The sequence below is a fragment of the Nocardia crassostreae genome, from assembly GCF_001613405.1.
GTDB classification, from domain to species: domain Bacteria; phylum Actinomycetota; class Actinomycetes; order Mycobacteriales; family Mycobacteriaceae; genus Nocardia; species Nocardia crassostreae.
The window spans coordinates 194,739-208,918 of record NZ_BDCH01000025.1; the positions used below are offsets into that span (position 1 = coordinate 194,739).

The following is a 14,180-nucleotide window of genomic DNA, read 5'->3' on the forward strand; positions in this document are numbered from 1 at the left end:
TCGCCGCGCCGTGCGGAAACTAGCCCGACCAAGTACCGGTGGCGATGAATTCGACAATGATCGACTCGGGTTCCGCCAGGCTCAGCCCCTGACCGGCAACCCACTCGTCATTGAAATAGGTTCCGGCATAACGGTCCCCGCCATCGCACAGCATGGTCACCACACTGCCGGTTCGCCCCTCGGCAATCATGTCGGCAATCAGGGCAAACGCACCCCACAGATTGGTGCCGGTGGATCCGCCGACCCGGCGCCCGAGCACCACGGAGGCATGCCGCGCGGCCGCGATGGAGGCGGCATCGGGCACCTCGAGCATGCAGTCGACCACCTGGCCGACGAAGGACGGCTCCACCCGCGGGCGGCCGATACCCTCGATCCGCGAAGGCATTCCGGTCTGATAACCGGCATCGGCGAGCTCGTAGCCGCCGTAGAAGGCCGAATTCTCCGGATCCACCACGGCCAGGCGGGTGGCATGGCGCTTGTAGCGGATATAGCGGCCGATGGTGGCGCTGGTACCGCCGGTACCAGCACCGACGACGATCCACTCCGGCACCGGATGGGTTTCCAAAGCCAGCTGCTGGAAGATGGATTCGGCGATGTTGTTGTTGCCCCGCCAGTCGGTGGCCCGCTCGGCATGGGCGAACTGGTCCATATAGTGGCCGCCGCATTCGGCCGCCAAACGCGCTGCCTCCGTATAGATGTCCGGGGCCTTGTCAACCAGATGACAACGCCCGCCCTGCGCCTCGATGAGCGCGAGCTTCTCCGGGGAGGTCTTGGCCGGGACCACGGCCACGAAGTCCAGGCCCAGCAGTTTCGCGAAGTAGGCCTCGCTGATGGCGGTGGAACCGGACGAAGCCTCCACCACGGTGGTGCCTTCCGTGACCCAGCCGTTACAGATGGCGTACAGGAACAGTGATCTCGCCAGGCGGTGTTTGAGACTGCCTGTGATGTGCGTGGATTCGTCCTTGAGATACAGCTGCACGCCCCAGTCGGCGGGCAGCGGATAGCGCAGCAGGTGAGTGTCGGCGCTGCGCTGGGTGTCGGCGTCGATCAGCCGGACAGCATTGTCGACCCAGTCGCGGGGGGTGGAGCGATCGCAGCGCTTCACGCGTCACCGCCCTGCAGGCGCTTCATGAGCTGTTCGCGGTCGCGGCGGCGCTTCTCGTCGACCGCGGCGATGTCCTTGTTCACCTGCGTACGAAGCTTTTTGAACAGCACCAGCGACAGCGGCATGGCGATGAGCAGTGCGAACAGCAGCGCCACAATGAGCGGAACGGCCACGTTCACCGCGGCGGCCACGCCCACGATGATGGCCGCGATGACGGCGACCAGCCCGAGGCGGGTGAGGGTGTAGAGGGCCATATCGCGGGCCAGGCGGCGGCCCGCACCGTCGGGCCGGGGTGCGTCACTCACGCCGACAGCCTAGGTGACGGGGATTCGGGCATTCGCCGCACCCTGCCCGGAGAAGTCGCTGAATGTTCGCTACGACGGCTGTTTTAGTGACGGTAAACACAGTACGGATATCCGTTTTGTCTATTACTTCCTCTTTACCAAATCGAGACTGTTCGAACACATGGGGGTAGCAGTGCAACGATGTCGCTACTGATGAGGGATCTGTCGATACGGAAAGGTTTGCGAATGACTGCGTTCACCGCGGCGAGCCGCGTAATGGGTTCCGTCAACGGCCAGGACACCCTGCTCACCCCCGGCCAGGTGGCAGCCCTGTTCCATGTTGATCCGAAGACCGTGACCCGCTGGGCACACGCAGGACGCCTCGGCTCCCTGCGTACTCCGGGCGGGCACCGCCGATTCCGCGAATCCGAAGTCATGCAGTTACTCAAGTCCCTCACCACAGAGGCGACCTGCGTGTAACCCCCATTTCAAGTTCTACGGTGCCGCGGGTACGGACACGGATTACCCTCGTTGGCAGGAGGTGAGCGACGTGACGTACCTGTTGGTACTCATCGCGATCGTGGCAGTCGCGGTGCTGTGCTCGAAGGCTTTCGGACCTCAGCGACCGACCGGCAGCGGCCCAGCATCCCCGCGCCGGAACCGCGTTATCGGTCCCGAGGACGATCCGGATTTCCTGCGCAAGCTCTCTCGTGAGCATCGCGACGGCGAATCCAGCCAGAACTGAATCGCTCGCCCACCGGCGGCAGATGTGAGACGTCCCCCTGCACCCGCACACCCGCGGGTGGAGGGGGAAGTTCTCGTATAGGAAACCAACCGCCCCGCTTTTTCCGAGCGCATACTTGAATCGCCCATACGCGCGACCGAAAGGTACAGCCCGATGGAAAAGCCCAACCTCTCCCAGGACGCCCGCCGCAAACAGGGCCACCAGCACGCCGCCGCCCGCCGCGACGACCGCCGCGAAACCGAAGCCGCCCGCCTCGCCTCCGGCACCGGCCCACCCCCCGACCCGGAAATCGAGCCCATGCAGTCCCAGACCGCCGCGGACAACCACACCCCCAACCGCAAATGGGACCGCTCTCGCGCCACCCTGGAAACCAGCGAAGCCGTCAAACTGGCCAACGCCGACCTGGGCACCGACCCCCTCTGATCCGAAACATCATCGACCGGGAACTGGTGGCGGGCCCTACTCGCGAAATGCCGCCATCAGTTCCCGGTGATCACATGTCCAGTGTTACCTTCTCCCGCTTCCGGTCGTCGTATCGGTGACGGCCGGGTTCGAGGTCGTCTACATCGAACGGGTGGAGTGGGAGAAGACGATGCTGACGAACGTTATGTATGCGACGGTCTATGTCACAGATCAGGATCGGGCGCTGAAGTTCTAAACGGAGGGGCTCGGGCTGGAGAAGCGGATCGACTATTCGGGGCCGGACGGGCGGTTCCTGACGGTGGATGTGGCCGACGGGTCGGTCGAGATCATTCTGTGGTCGCATGCGCCGGGGGCGGGGCAGCCGGTCGGAGCGGGAGCGGCGCCGGGGCCGCTCATTCTCGAGTCGGACGATCTGCGAAGGGATTTCGAGGTGTTTCGCGGGCGGGGCGTGACCTTCGACGGGGTCGAACCGGAGGAGTATCCGTTCGGGGTGCGCATCGAGGCGGTGGATCCCGATGGCAATCGCATCTCGCTGCGGCAGCGCGGCCGGGGTGGCCGTGACGATGACTGACCGCCGTCCGGCGGACCTGGCCGCGAAGTTCGAGGCGAAGCGTGATCGGTTGCGCGCGATCGCGTATCGCGTGCTCGGGTCGCATGCCGATGCCGAGGACGCGGTGCAGGAGGCCTGGCTGCGGCTGGTGCGGCAGGATACGGGGAGCATTCAGAATCTGGCGGGCTGGCTGACGACCGTCGTCGGCCGGATCAGTGTGGATGTGCTGCGGTCACGGCAAGTTCGGCCCGAGCAGTTCTATGACGACGGCCGGCCGGAGTACGTGATCACCGCCGATACCGGCCCGGAGCCGGAAGAATATGTGGCGCTCGCCGATTCGGTGGGGTTCGCGCTGCTCGTGGTGCTGGACTCGCTCGGGCCGAGCGAGCGGCTGGCCTTCGTGCTGCACGATATGTTCGCGGTGCCGTTCCACGAGATAGGCCATATTCTCGGCAAGTCCGCCGATGCCGCCAAGATGATCGCCAGCCGGGCCCGCCGGAAGGTCCGGACCACCGAGCGGCCGACGGCCGCCGGGCCGGAGCAGCGGGAGGTGGTCCGGGCCTTCCGGGCGGCGGTGTCCGAGGGTGATTTCGAGGCGTTGCTGCGGGTGCTCGATCCGGATGTGCGGCTGACGGTCGATACTCCCGGTGGCGTGGTCGTCACCCTCGGCGCCACCGAGGTGGCAGCCGGGGCGCGCATGTTCGCGGGCGCCGTCGCCCGGCATCGTGCGGTGCTCGTCAACGGTCTGCCCGGATTCATGTCCTGGCGCTCGGACGGAACACCGTTGTCCGTCATCGCTTTCCGGGTCACCGGCGGGCGGATCGCCGGTATCGAGATCCTGGCCGATCCGGCCGAGCTCGCGGCCATACACCTGCCGGACCCGGCATGAAAACCGAAACGCGTTCCTGCCCAAGGTGCTTCGCCGGGTGGCAGGATCGGAGCAATGGAGCTCTTGCCACGTAATCCGACCGATGGGATCTACCCCGCCACCGATGACTACATCCATGCACACGAGGTGCGCGGGGCCGAGCGGCTGCTGTTCATCTCGGGCACCATGGGGCTCGACCAACAGGGCGAGCCCGGTGCGACGCTGGAGGAACAGCTGGATCTCATCTGGTCGAATATCCGCCGCATTCTCGCCGCGGCGGATATGACCGTCGACAATATTGTCCGGACCACCGCGTATCTGCGGGATCCCGCCTATGCCGACACCAATGCGAAGGCGCGGGTGGAGGCATTGAACGGGCGCGTCATTCCGACCACGTCGATTGTCGTCCAGACGCTGGTGAGCGAGTGGCTGGTCGAGATCGAGGCGGTCGCGGCGGCCTGATCAGGGCTGCGGCAGCGTGGGGTAATCGGTGTAGCCGCGGTCGTCGCCGCCGTAGAAGGTGGCGCGGTCCGCGGTGTTGTAGGGGCCGCCGACTCGGATACGGGTCGGCAGGTCCGGATTGGCCAGCCAGTAGGAGCCGAGGGAGACGGCGTCCGCGATTCCGGCGGCGAGGGCCTGTGCACCCGGCTCGGGCGTGGCCGGGACGCTCGGATAGACCGGGTGCGGATTGAGGATCAGCGTTCCCGGCCATGCGGCGCGGACGAGTAGGGTCAGCTCACGGGTGCCCATTTCCATGACGTGCACATAGGCGAGCGGCAGCGCGGCCAGCGCACGCAGGAGCGCGGGATACAGTTCGGCCGAATCGCTTTCGGTGATGCCGTTGAGAGTGACCGCCGGGGAGATGCGCAAACCCGTGCGCTCCGCGCCGATGGCATCAGCGACGGCGGTGACGACCTCGACGGCGAAGCGAATGCGATCGCCCGCCGCGCCACCGTATTCATCGGTGCGCGCATTGCTGCCGTCGGCCAGGAACTGGTGGATGAGATAGCCGTTGGCGCCGTGCAATTCGACGCCGTCGAAGCCCGCGTCGACCGCATTGCGCGCCGCGTCGATGTGCTCGCGGACCACGTCGGCGATATCGTCGCGGGTTATCGCACGCGGCACCGGATGCTCCAGCATGCCCTCCGGCGTGAACAGCTGCCCGCCCGAGGCGATCGACGAAGGGGCGAGCGGCAGTTCGCCATTCGGGTACAGCACCGGATGGCCGACCCGGCCGGTGTGCATGAGCTGAGCGAAGATCCGCCCGCCCGCCGCGTGCACGGCGTCGGTCACCTTGCGCCAGGCCGCCACCTGCTCGGCATTGTGCAGGCCCGGGGTCTGGATATAGCCCTGGCCGAGCACGCCGGGCTGGATGCCCTCGGTGACGATCAGGCCCGAGCCCGCCCGCTGGGCGTAGTACTCCGCGGTGCTCTCGCCGACCAGTCCGTCCTGGGCGCGGCTACGGGTCATGGGCGCCATGACCAGGCGGTTCGGTAGATCCAGCGTGCCGACGGCGATCGGGTCGAACAGGGCGTCGGTTTCCGGCTGCGACATGATTCCCCTGTTTTGGTTGGTATCCCAAGAGTATTACTTGGTATGCAAACTATCCAAACCGCGCGGCCCGCCCGCGTATTCCGAGGGCCGGATCCGAGACCGGTAATATTTGGCCCGCCAAGTAAGTGACCGGAAGGAGTGCGGTGGCCGCGCCCGATCTACCGTCGATGTCGGCGCAACACGGCCCGATCAGCCTGATGATCGCCCGCGCCGCGAAAGCGCACATGACCACGGCCGCGGGGCTGCTGCGCGGGGCGGGCCTCACCCCCGGCCCCGAACTGCTGCTCATGGCGCTGTGGGATCGCGACGGTCAATCGCAGGCCGAACTCGGCAAGGCGCTCGGCCTCGACCCCTCCACCATTACGGCCAAGGTGAAGACCCTGGAGCGCGACGGCTTGATCGTCCGCACGCCGGATCCGAACGACCGCCGGGTCATGATCGTGTCACTGACCGCGGACGGCGCGAAGCTACGCTCACAGGTGGAGCGCATCTGGGGCGAACTGGAGGAAGCCACCACACTCGGACTCTCCGACCGCCAGCGCACCGAGCTGCTCCGGCTACTGCGCAAGGTGGAAGCGAATCTCCGTACGGCCGACTAGCTTCCGGTCACCCGGAAACCGATGGTTAACACGGTGTCGAGCAACCTGTTCACATGGTCGGCGGACAAGGTCTCGGGCGTGAGCAGGAAGATGAAGTACAGCGGGCCGTAGAGCACCGTCAGCGCCATCTCCAGATCGAGATCCGGTGGCAGCTGGCCCTTTTCCTGCGCCGAGCACAATCGATCGATGGTGCGCCGCGCCTGCGGTTCGATGAACCGCTCGTGCAGGGTCTTCGCAATGGCGGGATCGTGCTGCGCCTCGCCGACCAGCGCGGCGTACAACGTGTTGTACGGGGGACGCGCCAAGACATTGGTGGCGCTGAGCATTTGGGTCCGCAGGTCGGCGACGACGTCACCGGTGTCGGGATAACTCAGGTCCTCCTCGATCGAGGACAGCAGTGCATCCAGGAACAGCGCGCCCTTGGACGGCCAGCGCCGGTAGACCGTGTGCTTGCCGACCCCGGCGCGCGCGGCGATCCCCTCGATGCTGAGCTTGGCGTAGCCGACCTCCTGGGCGAGGTCGAGCGTCACCTTCAGGATGGCGGCGGTGCGATCGGTCACCCCGGCCATGCTACGGCACGGCACGTGCCGTGTTGACAAGGCTCCGATCTCCGACGCACACTCTCCCGGCGGCACGGCACGTGCCGTTTCACTGGAAAGACGGGAGTACCCCATGCCCTTCGCCGATATCCCCGGCAGCGTCGTCCACTACGAACTCGACGGCGGCGGCCCGGGATTAGCGCTGGTCCACGGCGCGGGCGGCGACGCCCAGCGGGCCTTCGGCAATATCGTGGACTCCTTCCACGACAGCCACACCGTCATCCGGCCCAATCTGTCCGGCAGTGGCCGCACCACCGACGACGGCGGCGAACTCGGCCTCGAGATCTTCGCCGGGCAGGTTTCCGGCGCGATCGAGCAGGCTGTCGACGGCCCGGTCGACCTGCTCTGCTTCTCCCTCGGCGCGGCCGTCGCGGTCACGGTCGCGGCCACCCGGCCGGACCTGGTGCGCCGACTCATTCTGGTCGGCGGACTCCCGCACACCGGGGGGCCGCACGACAAATTCAACTTCGATTTCTGGCGCGACCTCTACGTCGCGGACTTCGACCTGTTCAAGCGCTTCGCCACCCTGCAGGGATTCGGCCCCGCGACACTGGACATATTTGGTCACGAGGGTCTCGCGGCGTCACTGAAAGACGAGTGGCCGCACGGTCTTTCCCGTCAGATCGTCGCGGCTGCGAACGCGGATGTGCGAGACCTGCTGCCGCGCATCACGATTCCTACACTCATTATCGGATTCACCGGCGACCAGGTTGCCCCGATCGCCGGTTCCCGCCGACTACACGCCGCCGTGCCCGGCAGCCGCCTGGTGGAGATCGAGGGCGAGGGGCACATGGACTGGTTCGCGAACCCGGCCCGGATCGTCCAGCTCACCAAGGAATTCATTGCCTGACCGCGCCCGGCGGCGGGATCTCCCGCCGCCGTCGGCCGCTGTCAGTCGATCCACAACCGGGTCTGATGGTTGTCCACCAGCGCCCGGATGCGGGCTATCGCATTGTCGGCGGGTTGTGCAGGCAACCGTCGTCCGTCCCGCAGTCGCACTGCCACATCGCCATTCGCGCTCTCGGCCGGGCCGATGACGAACTGGTACGGCGCCAGGCGCGCGGCGCGTACCCGCGCGCCGAGGCTGCCTTCCTCGGCGTGGATCACCTGCACACGTAGATCGGCTGCGAGGCAACGCTTTCGGACTTCGTCGGCCACCGCCTCCTCGGCTTCGGACACCGGCAGCACCGCCACCTGAACCGGCGCCATCCAGGCCGGGAAAGCGCCGCCGTGCAGCTCGATCAAATGCGCGACGGCCCGCTCGACGCTGCCGATGATGGCGCGGTGCACCATGACCGGACGGTGCTTACCGCCGTCCGCGCCCACATAGTGCAGGTCGAACTGCTCGGGTTGGTGGAGGTCGACCTGCACGGTGGACAGGGTGGATTCCCGCCCCGCGTGATCGCGCACCTGGACATCGATCTTGGGACCGTAGAACGCCGCCTCGCCCTCGACCGCCTCGTAGCCGATTCCGGCGCGGTCGAGCGCCTCGCTCAACAGCTTCCCGGCTCGCTGCCACATCTCCGGCGCCGCGACATATTTCCCATCGGACCCGGGCAGCGACAGCCGGTACCGAGCCTCCTCGATACCCAAGGCCCGATACGCGGCGCCGATCATCTCCAGCGCACCGGCGACCTCGTCGCCGACCTGATCGAGGGTGCAGAAAATGTGCGCGTCATTGAGCTGGATACACCTCACCCGGGTCAAACCGCCCAGCGCCCCGGACAATTCGGACCGATACATGGCCCCAGCTCGGCCATCCGCAGCGGCAGCTCCCGATAACTGTGCGACCGGGACCGATACATCACCGCGTGATGCGGGCACAGACTCGGCCGCAACACCACCTGCTCCGCCCCCACCTCCATCGGCGGATACATATCGTCCCGGTAATGCCCCCAATGCCCGGATATCTCGTACAGCTCCCGCTTCCCCAGCACCGGCGAGTACACATGCCGATACCCCGCCCGCCGCTCCGCGGTCCGGATGTACTCCTCCAGACTGTGCCGCACCACAGCGCCATCCGGCAGCCAATACGGCAGTCCCGCCCCGATCAGCGGATCGGTATCGAACAACCCGAGCTCCCGCCCCAGCTTGCGATGGTCGTACACGTGTCTCTCCTCCAGACGAGGGCGAGTGACCACGCGAAAAAGCCCCGGGCACTCGCCCGGGGCTTCGATCAGAACATAGTTCAGCGCGCCGGGACGTAGTCCGGCGTCGTAGTGACGAATGCGCGCTGCACGCCCGCCACGCTACCCCTGGAATCTGTCACCGGACAACGGAATTTCCCGCCGCGCGAAGGTCTGCTCCGGACTCACGGTGACCACATCGAGCTGCTCGCCCAGCGAAGCAGGCACCCGCCCACCCGCGAAATGCTCGAGCCCCGGCACGATCACCGCCGCGGCATCGAGCCGCGCTGCTAGCGCCTTGAGCTGCGCCAACGGCGGCCGCCCCGCTTTCGGGTCGAAAACCACCATCCGAGCGAAGTCGTATCCGAGCCGCTCGGCGACCTCCCGAATTCGGCTCTCATCCCAGAGTCGGCTCATCCCGGAAACTTCGACGTTCACATACCCCAACGCCGTCGGCTTGTAGCGCAATGCAACCCCTCCTACTTGGTGATGGCCTTGCCACCCGACTCATCGCGCGAAACCCCCTCGCCGTAAGCGCGAATCTCGTTGGCGACCGATGCCTGGCCCAAGTTCCAGGGGCTAGTTGAGGCCTGCGTAGGAGTGCAGGCCGCTGACCACCATGTTGATGATGAAGAGGTTGAAGAGCATGGCTATGAAGCCTGCGATGTTGATCCAGGCGGCCTTGGTGTCGCGCCAGCCGGAGGTGGCGCGGGCGTGGAGGTAGGCGGCGTAGAGGACCCAGGCGATGAAGGAGACGGTTTCTTTGGGGTCCCAGCCCCAGAAGCGGCCCCAGGCGGCTTCGGCCCAGATGGCGCCGAGGATTACACCGGCGCCGAAGAGGGGGAAGCCGATGATGGTGGTGCGGTAGGCGAGGCGGTCCAGGGTTTGGGCGTCGGGGAGGCGGGCGGCCAGGGTGCCGAGGAAGGACTTCGATTCCGAGCCCGCGGGCTGGCGGAGGCGGTAGAGGAACAGCATGCTGGCCACGCCGGAGACGAGGAAGACGCCGCTGCCCACCGAGACGATGGTGACGTGGACGGGGAGCCAGAAGGACTTCAGGGCGGGGACTACGGGGGCCGCGTCGGCGTAGAGGACGGTGCCCGCCAGGAACATGAGGATCAGGACCGGGACCAGCAGGAAGGCCCACATGCCGCGGTAGCGCTGGTCGCGGAGCAGGACGAGACCGAGGAAGACCGCGGCGGCGCAGGCCATGGTGACGAACTCGTACATATTGCCGAGCGGGAAGCGGTGGGTGGCGAAGCCGCGCAGGATGATCGAGACCAGATGCAGGCCGAAGGCGACGAACAGGACCGAGAAAGCCATATTGCCCAGGCGTTCGGGGAACGGCGTCTGGGGGACGGCGGTGACCTTGCCGGGCGCGGCCGGATCGGCCGGTGCGTCGGAAGCGCCACCGCCGACGGTCACCAGTTCGCGCTCGTTCACCGTGCGGGTGGCGAACTGCCAGATCAGCATGATGGTGACCAGCGCGTACACCACCATGGCCGACTTGAAGGCGAGATCGCTGTAGGCGGCGAGGGTCTCGTCGATCGGCATTACTTGTCTCCAGTGCTCTCGGTCAGCAGCCGTTCACGCAATCGGTCGAATTCGCCACCCCAGCCAGCCTGGTCGGTGCGGGCCAATCCGCCCATCTCTACTACGGTACGTCGTTTTCCATCGGCGGCAACGCCGGGGTCCGGGTAGGCGCGCAGCCAGATGCGGCGGCGCTTCACCAGCAGCGAGACCAGCAGCCCGGCCATCATGGTGAGCGCGCTGATCAGCACCCATTGCTGCGCCGGGTCGTGGGAGACCTGCAGGTTCACGAATTCCTCGGCGCCGTCGAAGGTGACCTTGGTGCCGTCGGACAGGCTCGCCGATTCACCCGGCTTCAGATTGACGCGCTGCTCCTTCACCAACCGGCCTTGTTTGATCATCTCCGGATCGAGCGAGAACAGCGACTGCGCGCGGCCGGTGTCCAGGCCGGTGTCGCCGACATAGATGTCCACGGCCACCGCGGGATCGGTCATGGACGGGAAGGCCGAGGTGAGCAGCGAACCGTGCAGCAGCGCCGTCGGCGCGAACAGGCCCTGGATGGCGATCTGATGCTTACGCCGCTCGTCCTCGTTCGGATACATGCCGCCCGGCGGATCGATGCGCAGCACGCCCGAGGACAGGAAGGTGGTGGCGTCGTCGGGCCGCCATTGGATGGCCTCGGTGCGGGTCTGCCCATCGGGGAAGGTCACCGTGAACTTCGGCGCGAAACCATGACCCTGCAGGTAGATCCGGTCACCGGCGACACGCAGCGGATGATTCACCTTGATGGTGGTGTCCTGCCAGGTGTCCGATGCCAGATCCGCACCCGACTGATAGGCGATATCGGAGGTGAACATCTCGGCCTGCCCGTTGGGCAGATAGTCGGCTTTGAAGTTCTTGACCCGCACACACAATGGCGTCAGCCCGGTGCCGTCGTTGACATTGCCCACGCGGAAGGAGTCGAACGCGGCGGGCGAGGTCGTGCAGAATCCGGGCCCGTCATTGGCGATGACGACCACATTGCCCTCGTAGCCGAACAACTTGCCCGCCGCCACGGCCGCCAGCAGCCCGACCAGCGCCAGATGGAAGACCAGATTGCCCGCCTCGCGGGTGTACCCCTTCTCCGCGGACAGCGTCACCTCGCCGTCGCGAGCGCTCGGCTGCACCACCGTCCGCCAGCCGCGCAGTTCCTTGCGCGCCCGCTCGACGACCTCGTCCGCGCTCGCGGCGTCCGCCCCCGAATAGTGGTGCGGCAGCCGGGAAAGATTGCGCGGCGCCTTGACCGGCGGCGTGCGCAGCGCCTTGTAGTGGTCGTAGCAGCGCGGCAGGATGCAGCCCACCAGCGAGACGAACAGCAGCACGTAGACTGCCGTGAACCAGAAACTGGAGAACACGTCGAACAGTTCGAACCGGTCCATCCACGGCCCGAGCGTGGGCCGGTTGCGGATGTATTCGTCGACCTTCGACTGGTTCAGGCTGCGTTGCGGCAGCAGCGCGCCCGGAATGGCGGCCAGCGCCAGCAGGAACAGCAGCATGAGCGCGGTGCGCATGCTGGTGAGCCCGCGCCAGGTATTGCGCAGGACCGCGAAGACCTTGCGCGGCAACGACTGGCGCGGCGGGCGGGCGGGGGCGGCGGGGGTTTCGGTGGTCACGGTCATCAGATCGGGAGGGTCACATTCGAGACGAAGGCGTCGCGGACCCAGGAGACGAACTGGTCCCACGCTCCGGTCACCAGGGCGAAGCCGACGGCCACCAGCAGGATGCCGCCGATCACCTGAATGGTGCGGGAATTGCGGCGCAGCCAGCCGACGCCGCGCAGCGCGGTCGCCGACCCGAAGGCCAGGATGACGAACGGCAGCCCGAGCCCCAGGCAGTAGGCCACGATGAGGGCGACGCCGCGCGCGGCGGTGGTGCCCTCGGTGCCCGCGGAGACGGCCATGACACCGGACAGGGTCGGACCCAGGCACGGCGTCCAGCCGAGCGCGAACACCGCGCCCAGCAGCGGCGCGCCGACCAGCCCGCTGAGCCGCTTCGGCTCCATGCGGGTATCCCGCTGCAAAGCCGGGATCAGGCCGATGAACGCCAGACCCATGATGATGGTGACAATGCCGCCGACCCGTTGCAGCAGTTCACGATTGACGTTGAGCACCTGGATGGCGCCGAAAACGGTCACCGAGGCGAGCGTGAACACGACGGTGAATCCGGCGACGAACAATCCGGCCGCCCCGGCGACCCGCAACCGGTCGCGATTCTTCTCGATGCCCACCCGTCGCCCACCGCCACCCTCAACGGACAGCCGGCCGGCTGGCTCCTCCATCGCGGTGCGCTTGGCTTCCGCGACCGTCACCGGCGGCGCCTCCGCACCGACCACGCCCGCCAGATACGACAGATAGCCGGGCACCAGCGGCACCACGCACGGCGAGGCGAACGACACCAATCCGGCCAGCACGCAGGCGCCGAGCGCCAGCAGCAGCGGTCCGGTGGCGGCGGTCTGCTGGAAGGACTCCCCCACGCCCGCAAGCACTGTCACATCGTTCACGACTGCTCCGCCACGAGGGTGTCGAGCGTCGGTCGCAGATCCTCGGCGAGCAGCGCCCGCAGGAAGACCGCCGCCACCCGATGCTGCTTGTCGAGCACGATGGTGGTGGGAATGACGCTGGTGGGGAACTTCCCGCCGAGCGCGAGCAGGGTGCGCATGGACGGGTCGTAGATGGAGGGGTAGCCGACCTTGTTGTCGGTGAGGAAGTCCTGCGCCTTGTCCTGCTGATTGTCCCGGACATTGATGCCCAGGAAGGCTACGCCCTTGTCCCGGTACTCCTCGTAAACCTGTTCCAGCGCGGGCGCTTCCGCCCGGCACGGCCCGCACCACTGGCCCCACAGATTGAGCACCACGATCTTGCCGGGGAAGTCCTCGACCGAGGTGGTCTTGCCCGCGGTCATGAGATCCGGCCCGGACAGCTTCCCGATGGTCCCCCGCGACTGCGGCGGGTTGTAGAAGATGTCGGTCTTGCCGCCCGGCGAGACGAAATCGAAGGTCCCGCCCTGTGCCACCGCGTCCTTCCCGGCGGTCGTACAACCGGCGAGCACCGCCACCGCGCAGATGCTCGCCAGTAGTGCCGAAACCGTGCGCCGGAACCGCGATTCACGCGATACGGGAGCGCCGGGCCGGGACGCGATGGCCGGTCTCATGCTCCCGTCACCTTGGGATCCGAAGCCCCCGCCGGTTCCGAGTACACGATGTCGATCAACGTATCGCCTTGGTAGACAAGGGAAGTCAACGATGCGAGCGAGCACTGCCGGGCGCGCGGATCGTGCCACAGCCGCTGCCCTTGCAGGAAGCGCCGCAGCGTCCACACCGGCAGTTGGTGCGAGACCAGCACGGCCTCGCGCCCCGCGGCCTCCACCCGCGCCTTGTTGACGGCGGCCAGCATGCGATGCGCGATCTGCAGATACGGCTCGCCCCAGGACGGGGTGAACGGATCCCGCAGCTTCCACCAGTGCCGGGGCTTGCGCAGCGCGCCGTCGCCGACCGAAACCCGCAATCCCTCGAAGGTGTTCCCGGCCTCGATGAGATTGTCATCGGTGCGGATCAGCACGCCGTGCTGCAGTGCGATGGGTTCCGCGGTCTCCTGCGCGCGCTGCAAGGGCGACGCCACCACCAGCGCGATGTCGTGATCGGCCAGCGATCGCGAAACCGCCTGCGCCTGCGCCCGTCCCGCCACCGACAGCTGGAAGCCGGACAGCCGCCCGTACAGAATCCCCTTGGGATTGTGCACTTCCCCGTGCCGCATGACGTGCAC

At 67.0% G+C, this 14,180-nt stretch carries 20 protein-coding genes; 8 read left to right on the forward strand and 12 right to left on the reverse strand.

Annotated elements, in window-relative coordinates; genetic code table 11:
* Positions 1-19 precede the first annotated feature (19 nt).
* Together cds1 and NC4_RS25705 are read right to left on the reverse strand one after the other, a co-directional pair.
* Positions 20-1,105 (reverse strand): L-cysteine desulfhydrase Cds1, encoded by a 1,086-nt coding sequence (gene cds1 / locus NC4_RS25700; RefSeq protein ID WP_067543120.1) that lies wholly within the window; start codon positions 1,103-1,105, stop codon positions 20-22.
* Entirely contained in the window at positions 1,102-1,410 is a 309-nt protein-coding gene (locus NC4_RS25705) for a DUF4229 domain-containing protein (protein WP_067543123.1), read from the reverse strand. The genes cds1 and NC4_RS25705 overlap by 4 nt, the downstream gene beginning before the upstream one ends.
* 225 nt (positions 1,411-1,635) lie before the next feature.
* Between NC4_RS25705 and NC4_RS25710 the strand changes: the two genes are divergently transcribed.
* The 6 genes from NC4_RS25710 (at position 1,636) to NC4_RS25735 (ending at position 4,437) form a co-directional block, all read left to right on the forward strand.
* A complete protein-coding gene (locus NC4_RS25710) occupies positions 1,636-1,869 on the forward strand; it encodes a BldC family transcriptional regulator (protein WP_084529770.1) in 234 nt (77 codons plus the stop codon).
* Positions 1,870-1,939: 70 nt separating this feature from the next.
* Positions 1,940-2,134 (forward strand): hypothetical protein, encoded by a 195-nt coding sequence (locus tag NC4_RS25715; RefSeq protein ID WP_067543490.1) that lies wholly within the window; start codon positions 1,940-1,942, stop codon positions 2,132-2,134.
* A 153-nt stretch (positions 2,135-2,287) separates the two neighbouring features.
* The gene (locus NC4_RS25720) at positions 2,288-2,557 is read left to right on the forward strand and encodes a hypothetical protein (protein ID WP_067543126.1); all 270 of its coding nucleotides are present in this window, start codon (positions 2,288-2,290) and stop codon (positions 2,555-2,557) included.
* A 304-nt stretch (positions 2,558-2,861) separates the two neighbouring features.
* Positions 2,862-3,128, forward strand: a complete 267-nt coding sequence (locus NC4_RS25725; RefSeq protein ID WP_218021290.1) for a VOC family protein — start codon at positions 2,862-2,864, stop codon at positions 3,126-3,128.
* Positions 3,121-3,996, forward strand: coding sequence for a sigma-70 family RNA polymerase sigma factor (locus NC4_RS25730; protein ID WP_067543494.1), 876 nt, complete (start codon positions 3,121-3,123; stop codon positions 3,994-3,996). The genes NC4_RS25725 and NC4_RS25730 overlap by 8 nt, the downstream gene beginning before the upstream one ends.
* 54 nt (positions 3,997-4,050) lie before the next feature.
* The gene (locus NC4_RS25735) at positions 4,051-4,437 is read left to right on the forward strand and encodes a RidA family protein (RefSeq protein ID WP_067543129.1); all 387 of its coding nucleotides are present in this window, start codon (positions 4,051-4,053) and stop codon (positions 4,435-4,437) included.
* Here NC4_RS25735 and NC4_RS25740 read toward each other — a convergent pair whose 3' ends face one another.
* The gene (locus tag NC4_RS25740; protein WP_067543132.1) at positions 4,438-5,529 is read right to left on the reverse strand and encodes an alkene reductase; all 1,092 of its coding nucleotides are present in this window, start codon (positions 5,527-5,529) and stop codon (positions 4,438-4,440) included.
* Between the two features lie 143 nt (positions 5,530-5,672).
* Here NC4_RS25740 and NC4_RS25745 point away from each other — a divergent pair, with 143 nt between their 5' ends.
* A complete protein-coding gene (locus NC4_RS25745; protein ID WP_218021291.1) occupies positions 5,673-6,128 on the forward strand; it encodes a MarR family winged helix-turn-helix transcriptional regulator in 456 nt (151 codons plus the stop codon).
* Here NC4_RS25745 and NC4_RS25750 read toward each other — a convergent pair.
* A complete protein-coding gene (locus NC4_RS25750) occupies positions 6,125-6,688 on the reverse strand; it encodes a TetR/AcrR family transcriptional regulator (RefSeq protein WP_218021292.1) in 564 nt (187 codons plus the stop codon). The two genes, NC4_RS25745 and NC4_RS25750, sit on opposite strands and share 4 nt — an antisense overlap.
* A 112-nt stretch (positions 6,689-6,800) precedes the next feature.
* On the opposite strand from NC4_RS25750, the gene NC4_RS25755 reads away from it, so the two are divergent.
* Positions 6,801-7,577, forward strand: coding sequence for an alpha/beta fold hydrolase (locus NC4_RS25755; RefSeq protein ID WP_067543138.1), 777 nt, complete (start codon positions 6,801-6,803; stop codon positions 7,575-7,577).
* 41 nt (positions 7,578-7,618) lie between these two features.
* Here the strand turns inward: NC4_RS25755 and NC4_RS25760 are convergent, their stop codons facing one another.
* The 8 genes from NC4_RS25760 to NC4_RS25790 form a co-directional block, all read right to left on the reverse strand.
* Positions 7,619-8,470: an aminoacyl--tRNA ligase-related protein gene (locus tag NC4_RS25760; RefSeq protein WP_245721912.1), complete on the reverse strand. Its 852-nt coding sequence runs from the start codon at positions 8,468-8,470 to the stop codon at positions 7,619-7,621.
* Positions 8,431-8,835, reverse strand: a complete 405-nt coding sequence (locus NC4_RS43175; protein ID WP_245721913.1) for a hypothetical protein — start codon at positions 8,833-8,835, stop codon at positions 8,431-8,433. The genes NC4_RS25760 and NC4_RS43175 overlap by 40 nt, the downstream gene beginning before the upstream one ends.
* 141 nt (positions 8,836-8,976) lie before the next feature.
* A complete protein-coding gene (locus NC4_RS25765; protein ID WP_067543141.1) occupies positions 8,977-9,321 on the reverse strand; it encodes a hypothetical protein in 345 nt (114 codons plus the stop codon).
* Between the two features lie 111 nt (positions 9,322-9,432).
* Complete coding sequence (gene ccsB / locus NC4_RS25770; protein ID WP_067543144.1) at positions 9,433-10,404, reverse strand: c-type cytochrome biogenesis protein CcsB; 972 nt, start codon at positions 10,402-10,404, stop codon at positions 9,433-9,435.
* Positions 10,404-12,038 (reverse strand): cytochrome c biogenesis protein ResB, encoded by a 1,635-nt coding sequence (gene resB, locus NC4_RS25775; RefSeq protein ID WP_067543147.1) that lies wholly within the window; start codon positions 12,036-12,038, stop codon positions 10,404-10,406. The genes ccsB and resB overlap by 1 nt, the downstream gene beginning before the upstream one ends.
* Positions 12,038-12,910: a cytochrome c biogenesis CcdA family protein gene (locus tag NC4_RS25780; protein WP_084529797.1), complete on the reverse strand. Its 873-nt coding sequence runs from the start codon at positions 12,908-12,910 to the stop codon at positions 12,038-12,040. Before NC4_RS25780 ends, resB begins: the two co-directional genes overlap by 1 nt.
* Positions 12,911-12,915: 5 nt before the next feature.
* A complete protein-coding gene (locus tag NC4_RS25785) occupies positions 12,916-13,569 on the reverse strand; it encodes a TlpA family protein disulfide reductase (RefSeq protein ID WP_067543152.1) in 654 nt (217 codons plus the stop codon).
* The gene (locus NC4_RS25790) at positions 13,566-14,171 is read right to left on the reverse strand and encodes a histidine phosphatase family protein (RefSeq protein ID WP_067543501.1); all 606 of its coding nucleotides are present in this window, start codon (positions 14,169-14,171) and stop codon (positions 13,566-13,568) included. The genes NC4_RS25785 and NC4_RS25790 overlap by 4 nt, the downstream gene beginning before the upstream one ends.
* Positions 14,172-14,180: the final 9 nt, after the last annotated feature.